General features: G+C 70.7%; 19 protein-coding genes and 1 tRNA gene. 14 read left to right on the top strand and 6 right to left on the bottom strand.

Annotated features, from left to right (window positions below; all coding sequences use genetic code 11):
- The first annotated feature begins 143 nt into the window (after nucleotides 1-143).
- The 6 genes from ssb to ACIBCT_RS31400 all read left to right on the top strand — a co-directional run bounded on the left by ssb (nucleotide 144) and on the right by ACIBCT_RS31400 (nucleotide 6728).
- Nucleotides 144-623 carry a single-stranded DNA-binding protein gene (gene ssb, locus ACIBCT_RS31425; RefSeq protein WP_399194744.1) on the top strand — a complete coding sequence of 160 codons (480 nt, stop codon included), beginning with the start codon at nucleotides 144-146 and terminating at the stop codon, nucleotides 621-623.
- A gap of 78 nt (nucleotides 624-701) precedes the next feature.
- Nucleotides 702-1604 (top strand): bifunctional DNA primase/polymerase, encoded by a 903-nt coding sequence (locus ACIBCT_RS31420; RefSeq protein ID WP_399194742.1) that lies wholly within the window; start codon nucleotides 702-704, stop codon nucleotides 1602-1604.
- Nucleotides 1601-3382 (top strand): ATP-binding protein, encoded by a 1782-nt coding sequence (locus tag ACIBCT_RS31415; protein ID WP_399194740.1) that lies wholly within the window; start codon nucleotides 1601-1603, stop codon nucleotides 3380-3382. The genes ACIBCT_RS31420 and ACIBCT_RS31415 overlap by 4 nt, the downstream gene beginning before the upstream one ends.
- A 25-nt stretch (nucleotides 3383-3407) precedes the next feature.
- Nucleotides 3408-3602: a helix-turn-helix transcriptional regulator gene (locus ACIBCT_RS31410; RefSeq protein ID WP_399194738.1), complete on the top strand. Its 195-nt coding sequence runs from the start codon at nucleotides 3408-3410 to the stop codon at nucleotides 3600-3602.
- Nucleotides 3602-5017 carry a tyrosine-type recombinase/integrase gene (locus tag ACIBCT_RS31405; protein WP_399194736.1) on the top strand — a complete coding sequence of 472 codons (1416 nt, stop codon included), beginning with the start codon at nucleotides 3602-3604 and terminating at the stop codon, nucleotides 5015-5017. The genes ACIBCT_RS31410 and ACIBCT_RS31405 overlap by 1 nt, the downstream gene beginning before the upstream one ends.
- 631 nt (nucleotides 5018-5648) lie before the next feature.
- Complete coding sequence (locus ACIBCT_RS31400) at nucleotides 5649-6728, top strand: hypothetical protein (RefSeq protein ID WP_399194734.1); 1080 nt, start codon at nucleotides 5649-5651, stop codon at nucleotides 6726-6728.
- A 407-nt stretch (nucleotides 6729-7135) separates the two neighbouring features.
- Here ACIBCT_RS31400 and ACIBCT_RS31395 read toward each other — a convergent pair.
- Nucleotides 7136-7209, bottom strand: a tRNA-Arg gene (locus ACIBCT_RS31395).
- Nucleotides 7210-7690: 481 nt separating this feature from the next.
- Between ACIBCT_RS31395 and ACIBCT_RS31390 the strand changes: the two genes are divergently transcribed.
- The 4 genes from ACIBCT_RS31390 (at nucleotide 7691) to ACIBCT_RS31375 (ending at nucleotide 11699) form a co-directional block, all read left to right on the top strand.
- Nucleotides 7691-8497, top strand: coding sequence for a phosphotransferase enzyme family protein (locus ACIBCT_RS31390; RefSeq protein WP_399194732.1), 807 nt, complete (start codon nucleotides 7691-7693; stop codon nucleotides 8495-8497).
- Nucleotides 8498-8549: 52 nt separating this feature from the next.
- Complete coding sequence (locus ACIBCT_RS31385) at nucleotides 8550-9455, top strand: cobalamin biosynthesis protein (RefSeq protein WP_399194934.1); 906 nt, start codon at nucleotides 8550-8552, stop codon at nucleotides 9453-9455.
- Between the two features lie 330 nt (nucleotides 9456-9785).
- Nucleotides 9786-11297, top strand: coding sequence for a cobyric acid synthase (locus ACIBCT_RS31380; protein WP_399194730.1), 1512 nt, complete (start codon nucleotides 9786-9788; stop codon nucleotides 11295-11297).
- A gap of 183 nt (nucleotides 11298-11480) precedes the next feature.
- The gene (locus tag ACIBCT_RS31375) at nucleotides 11481-11699 is read left to right on the top strand and encodes an SHOCT domain-containing protein (protein ID WP_344895488.1); all 219 of its coding nucleotides are present in this window, start codon (nucleotides 11481-11483) and stop codon (nucleotides 11697-11699) included.
- A gap of 159 nt (nucleotides 11700-11858) precedes the next feature.
- On the opposite strand, the gene ACIBCT_RS31370 is transcribed toward ACIBCT_RS31375, so the two are convergent.
- Nucleotides 11859-12893: a 1-acyl-sn-glycerol-3-phosphate acyltransferase gene (locus ACIBCT_RS31370; protein WP_399194728.1), complete on the bottom strand. Its 1035-nt coding sequence runs from the start codon at nucleotides 12891-12893 to the stop codon at nucleotides 11859-11861.
- A 130-nt stretch (nucleotides 12894-13023) separates the two neighbouring features.
- Nucleotides 13024-13896: a patatin-like phospholipase family protein gene (locus tag ACIBCT_RS31365; protein ID WP_399194726.1), complete on the bottom strand. Its 873-nt coding sequence runs from the start codon at nucleotides 13894-13896 to the stop codon at nucleotides 13024-13026.
- Between the two features lie 186 nt (nucleotides 13897-14082).
- Between ACIBCT_RS31365 and ACIBCT_RS31360 the strand changes: the two genes are divergently transcribed.
- From ACIBCT_RS31360 to ACIBCT_RS31350, 3 genes are read left to right on the top strand one after another with little or no spacing between them, the layout of a single operon-like run.
- Nucleotides 14083-15003, top strand: coding sequence for an ABC transporter ATP-binding protein (locus tag ACIBCT_RS31360; RefSeq protein ID WP_399194724.1), 921 nt, complete (start codon nucleotides 14083-14085; stop codon nucleotides 15001-15003).
- A complete protein-coding gene (locus ACIBCT_RS31355) occupies nucleotides 14972-15775 on the top strand; it encodes an ABC transporter permease subunit (protein WP_399194722.1) in 804 nt (267 codons plus the stop codon). Before ACIBCT_RS31360 ends, ACIBCT_RS31355 begins: the two co-directional genes overlap by 32 nt.
- Nucleotides 15775-16965 (top strand): PucR family transcriptional regulator, encoded by a 1191-nt coding sequence (locus ACIBCT_RS31350; protein ID WP_399194720.1) that lies wholly within the window; start codon nucleotides 15775-15777, stop codon nucleotides 16963-16965. The genes ACIBCT_RS31355 and ACIBCT_RS31350 overlap by 1 nt, the downstream gene beginning before the upstream one ends.
- A 100-nt stretch (nucleotides 16966-17065) precedes the next feature.
- Here the strand turns inward: ACIBCT_RS31350 and ACIBCT_RS31345 are convergent, their stop codons facing one another.
- Nucleotides 17066-18025 (bottom strand): quinone oxidoreductase family protein, encoded by a 960-nt coding sequence (locus ACIBCT_RS31345; RefSeq protein WP_399194718.1) that lies wholly within the window; start codon nucleotides 18023-18025, stop codon nucleotides 17066-17068.
- 128 nt (nucleotides 18026-18153) lie between these two features.
- A complete protein-coding gene (locus tag ACIBCT_RS31340) occupies nucleotides 18154-20034 on the bottom strand; it encodes a serine/threonine-protein kinase (RefSeq protein WP_399194716.1) in 1881 nt (626 codons plus the stop codon).
- A 366-nt stretch (nucleotides 20035-20400) separates the two neighbouring features.
- Between ACIBCT_RS31340 and ACIBCT_RS31335 the strand changes: the two genes are divergently transcribed.
- Nucleotides 20401-20679 (top strand): DUF6504 family protein, encoded by a 279-nt coding sequence (locus ACIBCT_RS31335; protein WP_344895512.1) that lies wholly within the window; start codon nucleotides 20401-20403, stop codon nucleotides 20677-20679.
- A 28-nt stretch (nucleotides 20680-20707) separates the two neighbouring features.
- Here the strand turns inward: ACIBCT_RS31335 and ACIBCT_RS31330 are convergent, their stop codons facing one another.
- Nucleotides 20708-21640 carry a DUF4328 domain-containing protein gene (locus ACIBCT_RS31330; protein ID WP_399194713.1) on the bottom strand — a complete coding sequence of 311 codons (933 nt, stop codon included), beginning with the start codon at nucleotides 21638-21640 and terminating at the stop codon, nucleotides 20708-20710.
- Nucleotides 21641-21735: the final 95 nt, after the last annotated feature.

Raw genomic sequence — 21735 nt, 5'->3', positions numbered from 1 at the left:
GACAACACCGGCCCCGCCTTCAGCTCAGAGAGCAGGGCCCACCCATATCGAAGTCAACGCACGAGAGCCTCGACGCCGACGGTGTCGAGGCTCTCGTGCATCCCCCGGCCCCTGGCCATCGCCTGTGTAAGGAGTGCTTCGCCATGCCCACTGGACAGACGACCTTGACCATCATCGGCAACCTCACCAACGACCCCGAGATCAGCCAGACGAAGGACGGGGCCGCGATGTGCCGGTTCACCATCGCCTCCAACCCCCGCTTCTACGAGCAGAGCAGCGGCACCTGGCGCGACGGCGACCCGCTGTTCCTGCGTTGTACCGCCTGGCGGCACCTGGCCGAGAACATCGACGCGTCCCTCACCAGAGGTCAGCGCGTCATCGCCACCGGCGTGCTGCGCCAGTTCGAATGGACCGATGCCGAGGGCATCCAGCGCACCGGCTACGGACTGGAGATCGAAGACATCGGCCCGAGCCTGAGATGGGCGACCACCACCCCGACCCGCCGCACCAGCGCAAACCGCACTGCCGCCGCGCCCTCCAGCGACCCGTGGGTGCCGGCAAGAGCGACTTCAACGGTGAACGGCTCGACCGCCGGCGCGTTCTCTGACGAACCGCCGTTCTGATCCCGCTGCGGGGCGGCCGGTGTGACCGGCCGCCCCGTCCATCACCTGATCAACCACGAGAGCAAAAGGACCTTCACCATGCCCGCACACACCCTGTCGCGCCACCGGCCGCCGGCCCCGGCGTGGATGGCTGCCCGTGCTCGCGCGCTGACCGCCGCTACCTGGGGTATGGCGGTCTTCCCTCTCAGCCGCACCAAGCTTCCCGCCATCGCCGCCGCACACCCCGGCGACACGGTGCGCTGCACCGGCTGTTGCGGCAATCTGGGGCACGGCGTACACGACGCCAGCGCCGACCCCGACCGCATCCGAGAGATGTTCGCCGCCGCACCGTGGGCGGCCGGCTACGGCATCGCTTGCGGCCGGGCCCCGCACCACCTGATCGGCATTGACCTGGATCGTAAGAACGACCTGGATGGGCCCGCTGCCCTCAACGCCCTCGCCGGCGAGCAGGGCCACACCATGCCCGATACCGCGACTGTGCTCACCCCCTCCGGGGGACTGCACCTGTGGATGACCGCCCCACCCGGCCTGCGCATCGGCAACTCCGTCAGCAAACTCGCCCCCGGCATCGACATCCGCGACAGCGGCGGATACCTGGTCGGCCCCGGCTCCACCACCCGCCGCGGACGCTACGTATTCGCCCCCGGCAGTCAGTTCGACCGCATCGCCGCCGTCCCCGCCTGGCTGCTGACCTTGCTGACCACCCCACACACCCCAGCTCTCATCAGTCCCGCCAACACCCGGCCGAAGGGCGCGGACCGGTTGGGCGGGCTGGTACGCGTCGTCTTGGACTGCGGCTCCGACGACCTCAACAACCGCCTGTTCTGGGCCTCCTGCCGCGCATTCGAAAGCGCCCACATCGACCCCGAGACCGCCACCGCCGCGCTGCTTCAGGCCGCCGTCAGCCGCGGCCATCCCGAAGTGCCCGCCCGCCGCACCATCGCCTCAGCCCACCGCACCGTGAAAGGGGTCCGACCATGAGCGACAAGGAAAAGGGCCCCTCCCAAGCCTCCCAGCTCGTCGCCCTGGCTCGCGCGGGCTACGACCTGGTCATGAGCGAGGACGGCCGCCCCTACGGCGTACGCCGGCGCGGCCCCAACATCGCCTTGCCGCTACGCGGAAAGGCTGGCCTGCGCGCTCAACTTGCCCGTCAGTTCACCGACGCCAACGGCGGGCAAGTCCCTTCCAGCTCCGCGCTCACCGACGCCATGGCCGTGCTGGAAGGCATGGCCATGGCCACCGACCCCGTCCAGGTCCATCTGCGCGTGGCCGGCGGACCCGACCAGATCGTGCTTGACCTGGGCACCGCCGACGGCCGCTGTGTCATCGTCACCGCCGACGGCTGGAGCGTCCACAGCCGCTCCCCGGTGCTGTTTCGCCGCTCCGGGGCGATGTCCCCGATGCCTGAACCCGCACACAGCGACGGCGATGGCCTGGCCATGCTTCACGGTCTGGTCAACATGGACAACCCCACCTTCCACCAGCTCGTAGCCTGGCTGGTCGCCGCCTGGGTGCCGCACATCCCCCACCCGGTACTGACCTTCAAAGGCGAGCAGGGCACCGGCAAGTCCAAGACTGCCCAGATGGTCATCAACCTGGTAGACCCCTCCGCCGCCACCAAGCGCTCCCAGCCGCGCGACGTCAAAACCTGGGCCACCCAGGCGTTCAACTCCTGGGCGTTGTGTCTGGACAACGTTTCGACCATCGCGCCGTGGCTGTCGGACACCTTGTGCAAGGCCGTCACCGGCGACGGCATCATCGACCGCGCCCTGTACACCGACGACGACGTCGTCGTTCTGTCCTTTCGCCGTGTGCTGGCCATGACCACCATTGACGCCGGCGCCCTGGCAGGAGACCTCGCCGAGCGCATCTTCATGCTGGACCTGCAGCTCATCAGCGAAGACCAGCGGCGCACCGAACAAGAACTTGATCGGCGCTTCGAGACCGACCGGCCCGCCATCCTCGCCGCCCTGCTGGACCTGCTGGCCAAGGTCCTGGACCGGCTGCCCAGCATTCACCTGGACCGGATGCCTCGCATGGCTGACTTCGCCTGCGTCCTGGCTGCTATCGACGCCATCCAGGGCTGGAGCACCTTGGAGACCTACATCACCTCCGCCGACAACGTCGCCGCGGACGCCCTCGAAGGAGACCCTTTCGGTAGCGCCGTGGTGGCCTTCATCCAGCAGCAGAGTCAGTGGACCGGCACGGCCGGGCAGCTCCTGGAGCAGGTTCCGCCGCCGGACGGCTATCACCCCAAATGGCCCAAAGACGCCACCCGCGCCGGCGGGCAACTCAAACGCCTCGCACCCATCCTGCGATCGGTCGGGATCACTTTCGATGACACCGCCCGATCATCTGACCGTCACAGGCATCGGTTGATCTCGCTGAGGGCCCAGCCAGAGAACGGCTGCAAAACAGCGTCCGCAGCCTCCGCAGCGTCCAGCACGGCGCCTGACCTGCGAGATCCTGCGGGCACCGAGGCCAACACCAGCGTCCACGCAGCACCCCAACAGCGTCCGCAGGATCGAAAAGTGGACGCTCGGGACGCTACCCCGGACGCTGAAAATCAGCTAGCGACCGCAAGATCAAAGATTCCTGAAGTGGCCAAACAACCGCCTTCGGACGCTACGGGCGCTGCGGACACTGCATCGCAGCCAATCTCTGATGACCACCTCCTGTGCCCCCAGTGCGGCCTGCCCATGGACTCCACGCTCACCGCCGCCGGGACCCTCGTCCACCCCGACTGCCTCGCACCCTGACCGCCCAGAATGAAGGGGATCATCCATGGCCACGGCCAAGCCGCGTGGAACCCTCACCCTTGCTGAGTTCTGCGACGAACTTCAGATCAGCAGACGGACCTTCTACGACTGGCGCGCCAAGGGGCGCGCCCCGCGCTGCTTCAAGCTCCCCAACGGAGACCTCCGAATCCGCCGCACTGATTTCGAGAATTGGCTCAATAACCTGGAGGGCGCCGCTTGATGCAAGACATCAGCTACGACGTGCGCGTCTACAAGACCGACGCGTACAAGGGGAAGAAGACGACCACCTACTACGTCCGGTGGAAGGTCGGTAATAGGACCTGGAAGAAGCCCTTCCGCAACGCCGCTCAGGCCGATACTTACCGAGGAGAAATCCAGGCCGCCGCACGAAAGGGCGCTGCGTTCAGTCTGCTCACCGGCGAGCCGGTCTCGTGGAACCGCGTGAAACGCCCAGATATGAGCTGGTACGAGTTCGCCTGCAAGTTCGTGGACATGAAGTGGAGGAACGCATCGGCGAAGTACCGCCAGGACATCGCCCGCGCGCTCACCACCGCCACCCCTGCCATGTTCGCGAACGAGCGCGGCAAGCCCGAGGACCTCCTTCTCCGAACGGCTATGCGCCGCTGGGCGTTCAACACTAAGCAGCGGGAGGAGGCGCCCGGCGACATCGCCGACGCGCTGCGTTGGCTGTCAGCCAACACCAACCCCGTGTCCGCGCTAGGCGATGACTCCGTTCTCGTGAGAGCCTTGCTCGACACGGCCACATCCCGCCTCGACGGCAAGCGGGCCGCCACAAGCACCGTCCTCCGGAATAAGATCATCCTGCAAAACGCCCTGGATTATGCCGTGGAGCTGAAGCTCCTTCCCGCCAATCCGCTCAAGGGCATCAAGTGGAAGGCGCCTAAGCCCAGCCACGAGGTGGACCGTCGCAGCGTGGTCAATCATGCTCAGGTACGCGCTTTGCTGGCCGCCGTGGAGGGCCAGAACCCGAGCGGCAAACGCCTGGTAGCGTTCTTCGCGCTTATGTACTATGCGGGACTGCGCCCCGAGGAAGTCGTCAACCTGCGGGACTATAACGTCACTCTTCCGCCCCCAGTCTTGAACGAGGAATCCGGCGAGTGGGAGGAGTCGGGGGAGTGGGGAGAGTTGCACTTCGCCAAGGCAGCCCCGTTCGCCGGACGAGAATGGACCGATGACGGAACACTCCGCGAGGAACGCTCACTCAAGCACCGCGCAAACGGCCACAGCCGGCCAGTGCCAATCCCACCAGCACTGGTCCGGATTCTCCGCGCTCACTTGGCCGCACCATACGGTCGGGCTGTCGACGGCCGGCTCTTCTCTGGCGTGCGCGGGGGAGAGCTACCCAGCATCACCTACCGACGCGTCTGGGCCAAGGCCCGGCAAGAAGCACTCACCCCGGAGGAAGCCACTTCACCACTGGCGAAGAGGGTCTATGACCTCAGACACGCCTGCGTCTCTACTTGGCTCAACGCAGGGGTGCCGCCCACGCAAGTGGCCGAGTGGGCGGGACACAGCGTGGAAGTCCTGCTCCGGATTTACGCCAAATGCATCGTCGGCCAGGACGAGGCCGCTAAGCGCCGGATCGCCGAGGCGCTCCAGGGAGACGACAAGTGATCCGGAACCAGTCCGGGGTCTCTAGCGCGTATTCAGCCCGATCAACCGTAGTCGCCCGCCGCTGACCGCACACCACCGCCTACACCAAGACGGCCCCTGATCAGCCTTCTTCGTTGCTCAGGGGCTCTTTCTTTGTCTGCGGTCGCATACCGGCCGCCCTCGATAGAGCGGAGCGCTTCCGCCGAAGGCATGCCTAGCTGGCAATAACTTGCTACGCTCCTGGCCTAAACTCTACGGATCAGCACTTCCGGGTCTAGAGGATCACTGTTAACCAGCGCTTAAGCTATGACTACTGTGTCATGATATGTATATGAACAAATGGGCGCCTCTCCCGCCGCAAGTCACACCCTCTGCATGGCTTGCCGTGCAACAGCGTCTGCGAACTGAAATGAGAAGCTTGCTCGCTGAGGCGGGATTTCAGTTTCGCACGCATAAGGGTGAAGTGCTGGTGTGCTCTCGCGATCCAGGACTGCTGGTTTACGCCACACCTCTCCAGAACTCCGCAGGCTCCCTTAGGGCGGACATAGGCCGGAAACTTACGCAAGACACATTTCCCGGCCAAGGGCTACAGAGTGCAGTCGAGGAGGCGGCACGAACGCCCGGATTTAGTGCCACGCACATCGACCAGTGGATGGCGTTGCAGTTGGCTTTCCTTCAGGAGAAAATTCCCGTTAAAGCAGTCCGCGACCTTCGCGAGGCGCAGCCGGACTTCCGATTTTACCGCCTAGGGGCAACTAAAGCGTTTATGTTGCGTCAAATGGTATGGCGTATTATTGACCATCTAATCAATGGAATACCTGCTGCCCAGATACCTCTAGGGAGCGATCGCCGCGATAACATGCTACTTACCGGTCTTCTGGAGGCGATGCCGGGCTCCCTAGTATGCGCACCACTTACTTCTAGGTTTCAACCATTGGCCGCCGTCCTCATGACGAGCATAGGTTCCGAAGTAGCGGTCCTCCCGCACGGGAGCGGCTATGTGCGGGCCCTCTCCATGGGGGGATGGCCTGTTGGCAATGGTCGCCCTTCTCTCTCGGGGCGTGGAAAAGGCATATACAAAACCGACGTAAAGAAAATCCCGGCCAGACATGCTGAGGACCTATTGAAGCGGTCCGCCGCCGGCGCGAACCGTCTCTTGCTTAAGTTCACGGACCCAGCCGAGTTCGTGCGCAATGGAGCGCTGGATCACAATGAGCAGGCTATTGCCTGGGCAAATATGCGGTTCGGTATTGACGCAGTCAACAGCGTAGGATCTGAATGGGGAAAGCCGGAGGCGGTTTGGTCGGCCTTTCGGGCGCTTGGCACCCTGCAAGGAATCTGGGAAGGCGGCGTCCAAGGCGGAGTTCCTTTGTGGGAACTCCTTTCGCCCTCACGTCTACGTGACTATGTGTTGCCTCAGCTTGATATAGCGACTCATAAAACATGGGCCGCTGGAATTATCAACAACTACGAGTCTCAGTTGATTTCCGGTTTTCCAGGTCAAACCCTGGATGAAGCTGCTCGACATGTTCAAGAGCTGAGGCATCTTGTTCACGGTGTCGGTGGTCAAGGGATGAGACCCCGAGACGCGCGATTGGCCACACTACGCTTCGTAGCAAACAATGAACCGAACATTCAGATGGTGTGCGATGTGGCAAGTCTATGGTGGACCGCTGCTCTCTTCAGTCCTGATAAGATTGCGCGTCCTGGGCGTGCCCCTTGGCGTCCTTAGCTGTGCGTGAACTGCAAGATACGGGCCAAGCGTGGCGTGCGAGGATGGCCTCCTAAGACCCTTTTTGCGAGCAAGCTGACAATGCGTGGCTTATTTCCGCCCTTGTGCAAGGTATCGTCACCGTGGCTGTCACGATCATGTGACGCCTCCCCCTATGCGGGTCATCGCCCCTGTTGAGACGAGGGCGATGCGTCCAAGCGGGCCAGTAGCGCCACATGCACCGAGTGCCGGGTCTTCAACACTCTGGGGAGGGGCGGGTGATCCGGAACCCGCCCGGAACTTGGGCACGTATTCGGCACAACCAGTCGCAGTCGCTCGCCGATAGCCGCACACCACCGCACACAGCAGGAGAGCCCCGGACCGGCATTGCTGCTGGTCAGAGGCTCTTTCGCGCTGCTCAAGAGACGCGCACCCTGCAGGATTCGAACCTGCGACCGTCGGATTAGAAGTCCGATGCTCTATCCAGCTGAGCTAAGGGTGCTCCCGATCAATTGTGCATGATCCGGGGAGTGCCCACGTATCGGTTTCGGGGCTGTGTCGCGAAGGTCACTCCATGATTCCGTCATCTCCCGGCGGGTGGCCTTCCCTCCACCGGCCGGAGGGCGGGTACGGGGCGCCGTTCGGTCTCCTCCTGGAAGCCGCGTGCCGACCGCGGAAGCCGCGCACCGGCCCGGAGGTGGCGGGCCGACCTCCGGAAGCCGCAGCCCCCCGGAAGCCGCAGACCGCCCCCGGAGGTCGCAGACCCTCTGGAGGTCGCGGACCGCCCCCGGCCGACTCCCGGTCTCCCCTCGACCACCCCGAGATCGATCTTCGATCGGGCCGTCGGGACCAATCGGGTCGGCGGGACGGTCCCCACCTGCCCGCCGGGAAGCCCGCGACCGGCATCCGGCCCTTCCGCTCCGCCCACGCGGTCCGCCCGAATCGTTCCCGTCGGAAGGCGGACCGGTCTAGGCTCGTATGCCATGTTCGTCGCCACGGTCCGAGAGGAGATCCCCCTCCTGGGGGGTGACGTCACCGAGGGAGTGGTGCGGGTCGGGGACACCGTACGCCGTCCTCGCAGGCCCTCCACGGAGTCGGTGCACGCGTTGCTGCGCCATCTGGAGCGGTCCGGGTTCGAGGGTGCTCCCCGGGCGCTGGGTGTGGACGAGCAGGGCAGGGAGGTACTGAGCTACGTCGAGGGCGAGTCCGCGGCCAGGCCGTTGCCCGCGTACGCGCTCACCGGCGAGGCGCTGGTCGCGCTGGCGCGACTGCTGCGGCGGTTCCACGACGCCGCCGAGGGGTTCGTCCCGCCCGAGGGGGCCCGCTGGGAGGCGGGGTCCAACGACGACGCGGCCCCGGCCCTGGTGGGGCACTGCGACGTCAACCTCGACAACGTGATCTTCCGCGACGGGCTCCCGGTGGCGCTGATCGACTTCGACATGGCCAGGCCGACGACCAGGCTGTTCGACGTGGTGACCACGCTGCGCCACTGGGCGCCGATCGCCGATCCGGTGGATCTGGAGCCGCTCCAGCGCGAACTGGAGGTCGGCCCGCGGCTCCGGTCGTTCTGCGACGCGTACGGCCTGGAGGCCCGTGACCGGCGCCGTCTGCTGGACCTCGCCCGGCTCCGCTTCGACCGTTCCTACCACGCGATGCGGGTCAAGGCCGAGCGCGACTCCGCGGACGGAGGGTGGGCCCGGATGTGGGCCGGCGGGGCGGGCGAGCGCATCCGGCGGGCCTGTGCCTGGCTGGAGAACCACCAGGATGAGCTTCATGAGCATCTCGTGTAGGAGATCGAAGGACGGGCGCCGGTACGGGCCGGGAAGGGCCGAAGGGCTGGGGATGCTCGCCGGGATCGCGATCGACGCGGTGTTCGCCGATCCCCGGCGCGGGCACCCGGTCGCGCTGTTCGGCACCGCCGCCGCCACGGTGGAGCGCCGGCTGTACGGAGACGACCGGTTCCGGGGCGTGCTGCACGTGGCCGCGTGCGTCGTCCCGGTGGCGCTGCTCGGTCTCGCCGCGACCAGGCCGCGTGACCCGGTGGTCCGGGCCGTGCTGAGCGCGGCCGCGACCTGGGCGGTCGTGGGCGGTACCACGCTGGCCCGGGAGGGCACGGCGATGGCCGTCCTCCTGGAGGACGGCGACCTGGCCGGGGCACGGGGGAGGCTGTCGCATCTGTGCGGGCGCGACCCGTCGGGGCTGGGGGCGCCGGGGCTCGCCAGGGCGACCGTCGAGTCGGTCGCGGAGAACACCTCCGACGCGGTCGTGGCCCCCCTGTTCTGGGGTGCGGTGGCCGGGGTGCCCGGCCTGCTGGCGTACCGGGCGGTCAACACGCTGGACGCGATGGTCGGTCACCGCAACGCGCGCTACGAGCGTTTCGGCTGGGCCGCGGCCCGTCTCGACGACGTGGCCAACCTCGTGCCCGCCCGGGTCACCGGACTGCTCGCCGTGCTCGGTGCCCCCCTGGTGGGAGGGTCGGTCCGGGAGGCGGCGGCGGTGCTGCGCAGGGACGGCCACCGCCATCCCAGCCCCAACGCGGGCCGCTGCGAGGCGGCCTTCGCGGGCGCGCTGGGCCGCACGCTGGGCGGCGTGAACGTGTACGGCACCCGCGTGGAGCACCGGCCGGAGATGGGTGACGGGCCCGCGCCCTCGGTCGCCGACATCCGCCGGTCCGTACGGCTGGCGCGCGCGGTGGGCCTGGGGGCCGCGGCCCTGGCGGTGACGGCCCTGCTGCTGCGGCGCCGGTGAGGGGAACGGTCAGGTGCCGCCGCGGCGCCGGTGCAGGGAGCGGGCGGGCGAAGGCGCGGGGGCGGATGGGCGGCACGGTCGCGGGACCGGCATGCTGGTCGGCATGACGGCCGATCCCACCGCAGGACCCCCCACGACCGCGATCCGTCCCGGACCGCCGCGCCGCACCGGCAGCGCCCTGCCCCCGGGTGACGGACCCGGCGCGTTCCCGGGCCGGACACCTCGCTCGCCGTACGGCCGCGCGTCCGCGGAAGCGGAAGCGGGAACGGGAACGGGAACGCGCGACGGGGACGTGCCGGTCGCGCGCCGGACCGGGGCCGGAGCCGGGGCGTGAAGGGGGCGCTGCTGGTCGCGGGGACGACCTCGGACGCCGGCAAGAGCGTCGTCACCGCGGGCATCTGCCGCTGGCTGGCCCGCCAGGGCGTGAAGGTCGCGCCGTACAAGGCGCAGAACATGTCGCTGAACTCGTTCGTCACCGCCGACGGCGCCGAGATCGGCCGGGCGCAGGCGATGCAGGCCGCCGCGTGCGGCCTGGAACCCACCGCGGACATGAACCCGATCCTCCTCAAACCGGGCAGTGACCGGCGCAGCCAGGTCGTGGTGATGGGCAGGCCGATGGCCGAGGTCGACGCCATGGAGTACTGGGACGTCAAGGAGCGGCTCCGCCGGGTCGCGGTGGAGGCGCTGGAGCGGCTGCGGAGCGCGTACGACGTGGTGGTCTGCGAGGGCGCGGGCAGTCCCGCGGAGATCAACCTGCGCAGGGGGGACATCGCGAACATGGGCCTGGCCCGTGCCGCGGACCTGCCGGTGATCGTGGTCGGCGACATCGACCGGGGTGGGGTGTTCGCCGCGCTGTACGGGACGGTGGCGCTGCTGGAACCCGCAGACCAGGCGCTGGTCGCCGGATTCGTGATCAACAAGTTCCGCGGGGCTCCCGAGCTCCTCGAACCCGGGCTGGACATGATCAGGGAGCTGACCGGCCGCCCGGTGTACGGGGTGCTGCCCTGGCTGGACGGTCTCTGGCTGGACGTCGAGGACTCGCTGGCGCTGGAGAACCGGCCCGCGATCGGGACGCGGGCCCCGTACGGACGCCAGACCCTCCGGGTGGCGGTGGTACGGCTGCCGCGGATCTCCAACTTCACCGACGTGGACGCGCTGGCCGCCGAGCCGGGGGTGACGGTCCGCTTCGTGACCTCGCCCGGCGAGCTGGAGGACGCCGACCTGGTGGTGCTGCCCGGCTCCCGGGCCACCGTCTCCGACCTGGCCTGGTTGCGCGCCACCGGCCTGGCCGGAGCCCTGCCCGGACGGGCCGTGCTGGGGATCTGCGGCGGCTACCAGATGCTCGCCAGGACCATCCGCGACGACGTCGAGTCCGGTGCCGGCCCGGTCGAGGGGCTGGGGCTGCTGCCCGCGACGGTGGAGTTCGCCCGGGACAAGACGCTGGGACGCCCGGTCGGTTCCGCCTACGGCCACCGCGTCGAGGCGTACGAGATCCACCACGGGGTGGTGACCGCCGACGGCGGCGAGCCCTTCCTGGACGGCTGCCGGGACGGCTCGGTGTGGGGGACCACCTGGCATGGAGCCCTGGAGAACGACGGCTTCCGCAGGGCGTTCCTCGCCGACGTGGCCGCGACCTGCGGACGGGACTTCGTCCCGGCGCCGGACGTGTCGTTCGCCGCGCTGCGCCAGGAGAGGCTGGACGCGCTGGGAGACCTGATCGAGCGGAACGTCGACACGGACGCCCTGCTCCGGCTGCTGGAGGGCGGGGCACCGCCGGGGCTGCCGACGGTGCCACCGGGCGGGACCGGACGCGGGGCCCCGGACTTCTCCGCGGGCGGGTGAGCGAGGTCCGTTCAGGTGGAGGATCTGCTCCGGCGCGTGGCGGGGTCCGTTCCGGTGGTCGAGGGAATCGCTTCCGCCGGGCGAGCGGGCTCCGCTCCGGCAGGGGCGGGATGCGGCGCTTTCGGCGGGTAAAGTCGGCAGTGCCCCCGCCGGTCTCGACGGGCGCGACAGGGGAGGTCGCCGATGAGCCGCTTCATGATGTTGCTCTTCGTCATCGTCGTGATCGCCGCGGTGATCTTCGGAGTGATGCTGCTGGTGCGTGCCTCGGCGGCGCGTGCGGCCGCGGCGCGCGAGCCCGTCGCCGAGGACCCGCGGGCGATCCTCAAGCGCCGCTACGCGGCCGGGGAGATCGACGAGGACGAGTACCTCCGCCGCATGTCGGGACTGTCCCAGGACTGGTAGGTCGTCGAGCGGCCCGCCCGGCCGCCGTCCGCGCCGTCCTGGCGTCCATGCCGTTCACGTCCGCTCCGTCCGGACCGTCCGCTCCGTCCACCCCGTTCGGACAGCCCGTGCTGTCCGGGCCGTCCATCGCGACCCCCGGCCCCGTACCGGTGTCCGCGGTCAGGTCGTGGGGGCGGGGGCCGGGCGGTTCTCGGCGATCCAGGCGTCGATCTCGTCCCAGTGGTCGAAGAGCCAGCGGATCTGCTCCTCCCGGTCGCGGGGCACGTCGGCCGCGCGGACCCGCCACCACTTGGCCTTGATCTCGGCGCTGACCGGGAGGCGGTGCCAGATGTCGCCGAGGGTGACCAGGTCGTCGAGGCCGGTGTGCGCGACGAAGACCACGTCCGCCTGCGGGCAGGCCTCGATCGCGGCGATCGCCCCGTTGGGACGCGGGGCCATCAGGTGCTCCAGCTTTCGGGCCCGCGCGGCCTCGGCGGCCAGGCCCTTCTGCTCCAGCCGCAGGATGGCCCGCCAGCGCCGTTTGGGCGTGAAGTTCCCGCCCTCGGGAAAGATCACCAGGGCGTCGTCGGCGTCCATGCCGGAGGACAGGCGGCGGATCTCGTCCAGGATGCCGCTCTCGGCGGCCCTGTTCGGGACGAAGGCGTTCGGCAGGCGGTTGATCACCACGTCCAGCGAGGGGTCGAACTGCAGGGCCGCCTTCATCACGATCCTCGGGCGCCTGTTGTAGCCGGTGAGCAGGTGATGGATCAGCAGGAACGAGTCACCGGGACCGGCGTGGCGCGACAGCACGATGACGGGACGGGTCAGGCGGCGGGAGAGCTCGTCGGAGGTCGGGGTGGGCTCGTCGACCTCGACGCTCAGCCGGAAGATCCGCACGGCGGCCTCGTAGATCTTGGCCAGGAACCACCGGATCAGCTCGTAGTGGCGTTCCTGGTACTCGTCCCGGTTGAGGCGGGAGCCGAACCCGTTCGCCACCCACAGGCCCAGGCAGGCGCCCAGCATCATCGCCTCCAGCGTCAGCCAGGCCACCGCGAACCAGACCAGCCGGGTCCCGCGCCGCTGCGGGGGCGGCAGCCGGAGCGAGGCCGCGGTCACCACCAGCAGCCAGATCGGGAGCGTGATCACCGCTCCCACCGCGAGCACGACGATCAGCGGGGCGAGGACCAGGCGGCGGATGATGCGAGGAGGCAGCACGAGCGGCTCCTGCCGGTACGAAGGTGCGGTGTGGTCTTGGGTCCCTCACGAGCGGTGGTCCGGACGGTGGTCCGGACGATGGATCGGGCGGTGGGTCGGACGGTGGGTCGGACGGGGCCGGGCGGGTGGTTCAGGGCGTCCCGGCGGATCCGGGTGGATCCGGCACGCTCCCGGTGGACGCCTGCTCGGCCAGGTAGGCGGCCGAGGCCCGGTACGCCCGTTCGATGTATTTAGATATATGCGATAAATCTCGATAGCGCAGTTGGGAGAGATCCACCCCGGGACGGGCCTCGCCCCCCGAGGGCAGCACGTGAACCTCGACGTCCCCCGGCAGGGTGGCCATCTCCTCGGTGAAGCGGTGCCGACGGGCGATCTCGAAGGCGGTCATGCCGACCTCCCACGGCCGCTTCGGCACCGTCAGGGGACGCTCGATCCGGCCCACGTGCAGGACGTAGACCCGGCGTGCGCCGAGCGCGACGGCACGGCCGATCGGGATGCTGTGCACCAGCCCGCCGTCGAGGAAGTGGTCGTCGCCGATACGGATCGGCGGCAGCAGGCCGGGAACCGCGCAGGAGGCCAGGACCGCCTCGACCACCGGCCCCTCGGTGAACCAGTGCGCGGCGGCGCGCTCGACACAGGCGGCCACGCACTGGAACGGCACGGCCAGGTCCTCGATGCGGGAGACCGGCAGGGTCCGGGCCAGCAGGCCGCGCAGGGGCTCGGCGGAGTGCAGGTGGGTGCCGCTCCGGGCAAGGGTGGACAACCGCGTCACCCACGAGCCCGCGAACGCGGTACGGACGATCTCCGAGCTCCACAGCGTGGTCAGGCGCGCGACCGCCTCGCCGGGGGCGGCGGCGACCACGACGCCGTTCAGCGCGCCCACGGAGGTGCCGACGATCACGTCCGGCGTGATGCCCGCCTCGTCGAGCGCCCGCAGCATGCCCACCTCGTGGGCGCCCATGACGCCTCCGCCCCCCAGGACGAAGGCGGTGTCCACGCTCATCGGTTCTCCTTGAGAGTGGAGGGAACGCGGCACGGTGCCGCACGATCCGGTGTGGGCATCACGATAGACCGCGCCGGGAACCACCGCGTACGCGGTGCGGGTTCCGGATCCGCGCAGTGAAGAGGGGGCCAACTGTGGGGATCCGGCCATGGCCCCGGCCGTGCCCCGGAGGGCACGATCGGGCACATGACAGCGGTGGTGCAGACCGAGGGGCTCACCAAGTTCTACGGCGGGCGCCGGGGACTTGAGGATCTCGACCTGGAGATCCGGCCCGGGGAGGTGTTCGGGTATCTCGGCCCGAACGGCGCGGGGAAGACGACCACGATCCGGCTGCTCCTGGACGTCATCCGTCCCACCAGGGGGCGGATGACGGTCCTGGGAGCCGATCCGCGGGACGCGGCCGTACGGAGCAGGATCGGCTACCTGCCCGGGGAACTGGCCCTGGAGGGCAGGGAGAACGCCGCGAGGTACCTCGCCTTCCTCGGCGCGGTGCGCGGCGGCGTGCCCGCGGGACGGATCGAGGGACTGGCCGAGCGACTGGAGGCCGACCTGTCGGCGCCCATGGGAAAGCTCTCCAAGGGCAACCGGCAGAAGATCGGCCTCATCCAGGCGTTCATGCACGAACCGGAGTTCCTGATCCTGGACGAGCCGACCAGCGGCCTGGACCCGCTGGTGCAGCAGGAGTTCCTGTCGATGGTCCGCGAGGTCCGCGCCTCCGGCCGGACCGTGCTGATGTCCTCCCACGTGCTGGCCGAGGTCGAGCACGTCTCCGACCGGGTCGGCATCGTGCGCTCCGGCCGGCTGGTCGCGGTGGAGGAGGTCGCCGCGCTCCGGGAGAAGGCGGTGCGCCGGGTGGAGTTCCACTTCGACGCGCCGGTCCCGCGCGAGGCGTTCGAGGACCTGCCCGGCGTACGGGACCTGCGGGTGGAGGGCGCCGGGGTGCGCTGCACGATCGACGGCCGCCCGGACGCGCTGGTGAAGGCGGCGGCGAGGTTCACCCTCGTGCACATGGTCAGCGCCGAGCCCGACCTTGAGGAGATCTTCCTCACCTACTACAGCGGAGAGGAGGCGCGTCATGCCCGCGCTGGTGTCGAAGAGCCTGCGTGACGACCGGAGGGCGCTGATCGGCTGGACGGCCGGGATCGGAGCGTTCTTCACGCTGTACCTGTCGTTCTACCCGAACGTCGCCGACAGCCCCGACCTGTACGGGGAGATCGCGCTCGACAAGTTCCCCGGGGCGATGCGTGACCTGATGGGCGGCCTGCAGGGCGGCTTCAGCAGCGGTTCCGGCTTCCTGCAGACGCTGGTCTACCAGCTGTTCGGGCCGCTGCTGTTCATCATGTGCGCCGCGGTGCTCGGTAACCGGGCGATCGCCAGGCCCGAGGAGTCCGGCACGCTGGAGCTGACCCTCACCCTGCCGATCACCCGGCGACGGCTGCTCCTGGAGCGCTTCGCGGCGCTGGCGCTCTCCCTGCTCGGGGTGGCCGCGGCCACCCTGGTGATCGTGCTGGTCCTGTCCGCGGCCGTCGGCCTGGGCGTCCCGGCGGACAGGATCCTGGCCGGTCACACCGGGGTCTTCCTGCTCGCGCTGTTCTTCGGCACGCTCTGCCTGACGGTCGGCGCGGTGATGAGGCGCCCGGGGGCCGCCCTGGCGGTGGTCGGGACGGTCGCCGTGGGCGGGTACGTGGTCGAGACCGTCGGCAAGGACGTGGCCGGGGTCTCCTGGCTGCGCTGGGTCTCGCCGTTCCACTACTACCTCGACGGCCGCCCGATCCAGCTCGGGTTCCCCGTCTGGGAGTATCTCGTGCTGGCGGGGGCGATCGCCGTGCTGGTGCTGGTCGCGATACCGGCCTTCGACAGGCGTGACGTGGGAGTCTGATGGACGAGCTGCTCGGCGGCCACCTCCGGGCGTTGAGGGAGGCGGCCGCCACCGGCAGGCCACCCGGCCGGGCCGAGCTCGACGACTGCCGCGTGGCCGGGACGCTGGCCGCCGAGCGGGGCCTGAGCGTGCGCGACCTGGTCGAGGCCGCGCTGGCCGGGGCCGAGACCGTGAACCCGGTTCCGTTCCCGGCCCTGCGGCGGACGGTCTCCGCCCTGATGGAGGGCTACGAGCACGCCCAGCGGTCGGCGCTGCGCCGGGAGGAGGCCGCGCGCCGGGAGTTCGTCGACGACCTGCTCCAGGGGCGTGCCGACCGGCTCGCCGAGCGGGCCGAGCACTTCGGGCTCCGCCTGGCCGAGACCTACGTGGTCGCCGTTGCCCGTCCCCGCGTCCCGGGAGCTTCCGGGGACGGCCCGGGACGTGCGGGCGACCCCACGGGCACCGCGCCCCCCGGAACCGCCGCGTCCCCCGGAACCGCCGGGTCCACCCGGACCGTCCCGGCCACCGGGACCACCGCGACGGCCAGGGCCACCGCGGCCGGCGGAACCACCGGAGCCACCGCGGCCGCCGGGGTCACCGAGGCGACGGCCCGGCGGATCGAGGAGGCGCTGATCACCAGGTTCGGCTCGCACAACGTGCTGGTCGCGGTCCGCGACGGGATGCTCGTGTGCGTCGCGCCGGGCGGCCTGACCGTCGCGATCGGCGAGTTCACCCACCACGTGCGCCAGGCGTTCGCACCCGGCTGGAGGATCGGGCTCGGCCGGCCGCACCGGGGCCCCGGCGGGGTGGTCACCTCCTACCGCGAGGGCGCCGGAGCCATCGGGCTCGGCGACCGGCTGGGGCTGCGCGCCCCCGTGCTCAAGGCCGCCGACCTGCTGGTCTTCCCGGTGCTGCTGCGCGACCGGGCGGCCATCGAGGACCTGGTGACGACGGTGCTCAACCCGCTGCTGGAGGCGCGCGGTGGCCCCGGGCCGCTGCTGGACACCCTGGAGGCCGTCTTCGCCTCCCAGGGCAACCAGACCGCGGCCGCCCGCAGGCTCGGCGTCAGCACCCGGGCGGTCACCTACCGGCTGGAACGGATCCGCCGCCTCACGGGCTTCTCGCCGGACGACTCCACCCAGCGGTTCACCCTGGAGACGGCGGTCCTGGGGGCCCGCCTCCTCGACTGGCCCGCCCACCCGCTGGGCTGACCACCCGCTGGGCCGACCACCGCGCCCGCGCCCCCGCGCCCTCGGGGCCCCGTACGGCTCCCGGGACCCACCGGCACCCCGGCGGACGCTTCCGAGGGCGTCAGGGGATCAGCAGCACCTTGCCGGTCGTGCGGCGGGCCTCCAGGTCCTCGTGGGCACGAGCGGCCTCGTCCAGCGGGTAGCGCCCGGAGACGTGCACCCGCAGCCGCCCCGAGGCCACCCACCCGTACAGGTCCGAGGCCCGCCAGGTGAGCTCGTCGCGGGTGGCGACGTACGCGTTCAGGGTGGGACGGGTCAGGAACAGCGAGCCGTTCCGGGCCAGGAGCTGCGGGTCGAGGGGCGGCACCGGGCCGCTGGCCTGGCCGTACAGCGCCATCATGCCGCGCGGGCGCAGCGAGGCGATGCTCTGGTCGAAGGTGGCCGCGCCCACGCCGTCGTAGACGACGTGCACGCCGGAACCGGTCAGCTCGCGGACCGCCTCGGAGAAGCCCCCGTAGCGCAGCACCTCGTCGGCGCCCGCCCGGCGGGCCAGCTCCTCCTTCTCCTCGGTGGAGACCGTGCCGATCACCCGGGCGCCGCGCAGCTTGGCGATCTGGGTGAGCAGCAGTCCCATGCCACCGGCGGCGGCGTGCACCAGCACGTCGTCCCCGGCCTTCACCTCGTACGTGGAGTGGGTCAGGTAGTGCGCGGTCAGCCCCTGCAGGGTGACGGCCGCCGCGATCTCGGGCGTCACCCCGTCGGGTACGGCCAGCAGCTTGGAGGCCGGCACCACGACCCGGGAGGCGTAGCTGCGCGGCACGCCCGCCCAGGCCACGGTGTCGCCGACGGCGAACTCGCGGACGTCCTCGCCGACCGCGGCCACGGTGCCCGCCCCCTCCTCGCCGGGCACGAAGGGCAGCGCGAGCGGGTAGCGTCCCATCCGGTGGTAGACGTCGATGAAGTTGACCCCCGCCGCGGCGACGTCGACCAGCACCTCGCCCGGGTTCACCTCGGGGTCGGGGTGGTCGGCGCAGGTGAGGACCTCGGGTCCGCCGGTGGCGGAGACGACAATGGCGCGCATCTGCTGAACTCCTTCGGTAGGTCGGGTCCGCTCATCCTCCCCGGTCCCGTACGGGGCGCTCGCCGCGGGTCTCCCGCCCGGAGCCGTCCGGCCACCGGGCCGGAGCGGGGGACACGAGGCGTTCCCGGTCAGGGTTTCCCGGTGGTGGCGGGGCCGTGCAGGGTGAAGTTGTCGAACGCGACCCTGAGCACGGCGCCACTGTTCTCGCCCACCCGGGCGATCACGCCGACCAGCCCGTTGGGCAGCGGGTTGGTGTCGAGGTAGGTCTGGACCTGCTCGTCGCCGACCCACATGGTCAGCTGCACGCCCCCGTCGACCCCGGTGCACTCGGCCGACAGGCGGGTGGTCCCGCCCTTGGGCAGGTCGATCTTGACGGGTTTGGTGAGCTCGCCCCCGGCGTCCTTGACGGCCTTGCGGATCCGCGCGTTCCCCGTGGTGTCCAGCAGGAACTCGTACCGGGTCGCCTTGTTGTCGTCCTCGCCCCGGCAGAACAGCCCGTACTCGCCCACGCCGATGCTGCCGGGGCGGATCAGGATGTCGGTGCCGAGCAGGATCCGGCTCGGCGTGACCGGTGTGGGGCTCGCCGTGGGATCGGGGGTCGCGGGCGGCGCGGGGACGAAGGGGATCGGGGCCTGCTCCCGCTTGACGGCGGACTGGCCGCTGACGTCGATGGCGTAGTAGCCCTGGGGGGCGTAACCGTAGCTGCTGACCAGCGGGTTGTAGGCGCCGCCGCTCCAGCCGGTGCCGCTCTGGGTGAAGTCGTCCTGGTAGAGCAGGGCGAGGTTCTCGGGCGGGCCGCCCGGTGAGAGCGCCATGCGCACGCCGAGCGCGCCGCCCGTGACCAGCAGGAGCGCCGCGACCGCGCCGACGGCCAGTTTCCGCCGCCCGGTGACCGATCCGGGCCGGCCGGTCCCCGGGTCGCCCGGCCCGGTGCCGAGCAGGGTGTGTCCGGGGCCCTGGTGCGAGGAGGGCGCGGTCGGCGGCACGTCGGAGACCGTCCGGCCGGACCAGGTGAACGCCGGGGCCGCGGTGCCGGGCCCGTGGAAGGCGCCGCCCGGTCCGGGGGCGTCCGGCCCGGGGCCGCCCGGTCCCGGGCCGGCGGGCGGGCCCGCCGGTCCGCCCGCGGTCCAGGGGCCGCCCTCCCGCACCGGTGCCGGCCCCTGCCAGGAGGCGCGTACCGAGTGGGCCGCCTGCTCGGGCGCTGCGGAGCGGCCGACCAGGTGGTCCAGCAGCTGCTGGGAGGTGGGCCTGCGCCGGGGGTCCTTGGCCAGGGCGTGGCCGACGATCCCGCGCAGCGCGGGTTCCATGTCCTCCAGGGAGGGCTCGGTGTTGAGCACCTGGTACAGCACCGCGGGCAGCGCCTCGCCGCCGAACGGCGCTCGGCCACTGGCGGCGAAGGCCATCAGGCAGCCCCACGAGAACACGTCGCAGGCGGCCGAGACCGGTTCGCCGCGCAGCACCTCGGGCGCCATGTAGCGGGGGGTGCCGAGGATCTCGCCGGTCCCGGTCATCCCGCTGAGCGTGTCCAGCGCGCGGGCGATACCGAAGTCGATCACGCGGGGACCGACGGGGGAGAGCAGCACGTTGGAGGGCTTGAGGTCGCGGTGCACCACCCCGGCGCCGTGGATGGCGGTCAGCGCGGTCGCCACCCCGACGGCCAGCGCGTCCAGGCTGGAGCCGCGGAGCGGCCCGCCGGAGTCGACGGCCTCCTCCAGGTTCGGGCCGGCGACGTACTCGGTGACCACGTAGAGCTGGTCGCCGTCGAGCGCCGCCTCGATGACCGCGGCCGTGCAGAACCTGCGGACCCGCTGCGCCGCGTCGGCCTCGCGGCGGAAACGCATCCGGAACCGCTCGTGCTGGCTGTACTCGGGGTTGATGACCTTGATGGCGACCTGCTGCCCGTCGGGGGACGCGCCGAGGTAGACCGTGCCCATCCCGCCCCGCCCCAGCCTGCTGAGCACGCGGTATCGGCCGATCTGCAGGGGTTCGTCGGGACTGAGGTTGTTCACCCTTGTACCTAACCGCATACGCCGTCACATGAGGGGATCAGCCTACCGATCCGTTGTCGCGCGTCGGCGGTCGCAACAGCGGCAGCCGCACTTTTTCCCGGCCGTCCGCCGCCGGTGCGTCCCGTGGCGGGGGAGCCCGTGGTCGTACGCCGGTCCGGGGCCGGAGAGCCGGTGATGCCGGGGTGCGCCGTCCATGCCGACCGGCCCGGCGTACGGCGTGACCTCCGGAGTCCGCGCCCGGGCGGGCACCGGCCCTCTCGTGAGCGGCCCGGTGACTTGCGTCCGGCGGCGTGAGAACGTATGTTCGATACTCCAGGCCCGCCTTCCCCCGGGTGCTCGTCCGAAAGCCGCGGGGAGAAGACCGTTGTGAGCAGACTCTACGGCGACCCTGTCGAGGTGTGGACCCGCGAGGGAAGGCCCGTCCAGTTCGTCTGGCGCGACCGTCTCTACACCGTCCACCGGGTCCTCGACCACTGGGTGGTCGCACGCGAGTGGTGGAAGATCTCCGAGACCGATCCGGGAGAGCGCCGGTTCTGGCGGGCCGAGGCCGCCACGGGCGGCCGGGCCGGCACCTACGAGCTCCGCTTCGACACCGCGGGCGCCGACTGGCTGCTGGTCCGGGCATGGGACGACGCCCCGCCCTGATCGCCCTGTCCCGATCTCCCGTCGGGGTTCACTGCCCGGCGGGGTGGACCTCCTGGGCGCGTTCCCGCCGGACGGGCTCCTGTGCGGTCTGCGGCACCTGCTCCGGGGCCGGCCGCCCGGCCCGTCGCGGCCCCTCCTCGCGGGTGTCCGCCTCCCGGGAGCCGGACGGGGAGCCGGTCGGGGGGACCGACGGGGAGACGGGCGGGGAGGCCGACGGGGCGGTGGACGCGGAGACGGGAGGGGAGTCCTGCGGGTCCGGGGACGCGGATGCGGTCGTGGCGAGGGGCGCGGACGTCTCCGCCGGAGGCCGCAAGAGGCGGCGTCCGGCCGGTTCCCGGTGACGGTGCCCGGCGCCCGCGGCCTGGACGGCGCTGATCTGCCGGACGGTCGCCCCGCAGAGCAGGGAGGCGACCACGACCGCGGTCAGTTCGAGCATCCCGAAGCCGGTCAGGCTCCCGCCCCCGTGGGAGGCGCCGGGCCAGAGCCGTACCAGCACCAGGGTGAGCGCGACCAGCCAGCTCAGCCACCACGCGGACAGCAGCGCCACCCAGCGCTCGCGGCGGTCCAGCGGCGGCCGGGAGGCCCACCAAAGCCGGTCGACCAGCAGCGCGGGAGCGAACAGGTTGACCACCGGCACGAGCCAGCTCGCCAGGACCGGGAAGATCGCGGGCAGGTCGGCGTACCGGCGGGCGCGGACCAGCCAGTTCAGGTACGCCACCGCGCACGCGATCGCGGCCCCGGCGAAGAGCATGATCAGAATCGCGAAGACGGTGACCGCTCCGAAGACCGCCTCCGCGCCCGGGGACCGGGGGTCGCCACCCAGCCTGGAGATCTCCACGACCAGGCGCCTGCCGCGGGCGCGCTCGAACACCACCAGGGCGGTGGCCGCGAGCACCAGCGCGGTGAGCGCGAGGTAGACGGCCGAGGTCGCCCTTTTCTGTGGAGATGGGATAGAGCGCATGTATATCTCCCCCCGCCATGCGCCGAGGACCTGCCTCTTTCCTATCCCGTAGGCTCTTCCGCTAATCGGACCCGTCCGGCCCGTCCGTCCCGCGT

This window comes from Streptosporangium sp. NPDC050855 (genome assembly GCF_044456585.1).
GTDB lineage: Bacteria > Actinomycetota > Actinomycetes > Streptosporangiales > Streptosporangiaceae > Streptosporangium > Streptosporangium longisporum.
The sequence above is the reverse complement of the archived record's forward strand: the minus strand, read 5'-3'. Positions and strand labels throughout refer to the sequence as shown.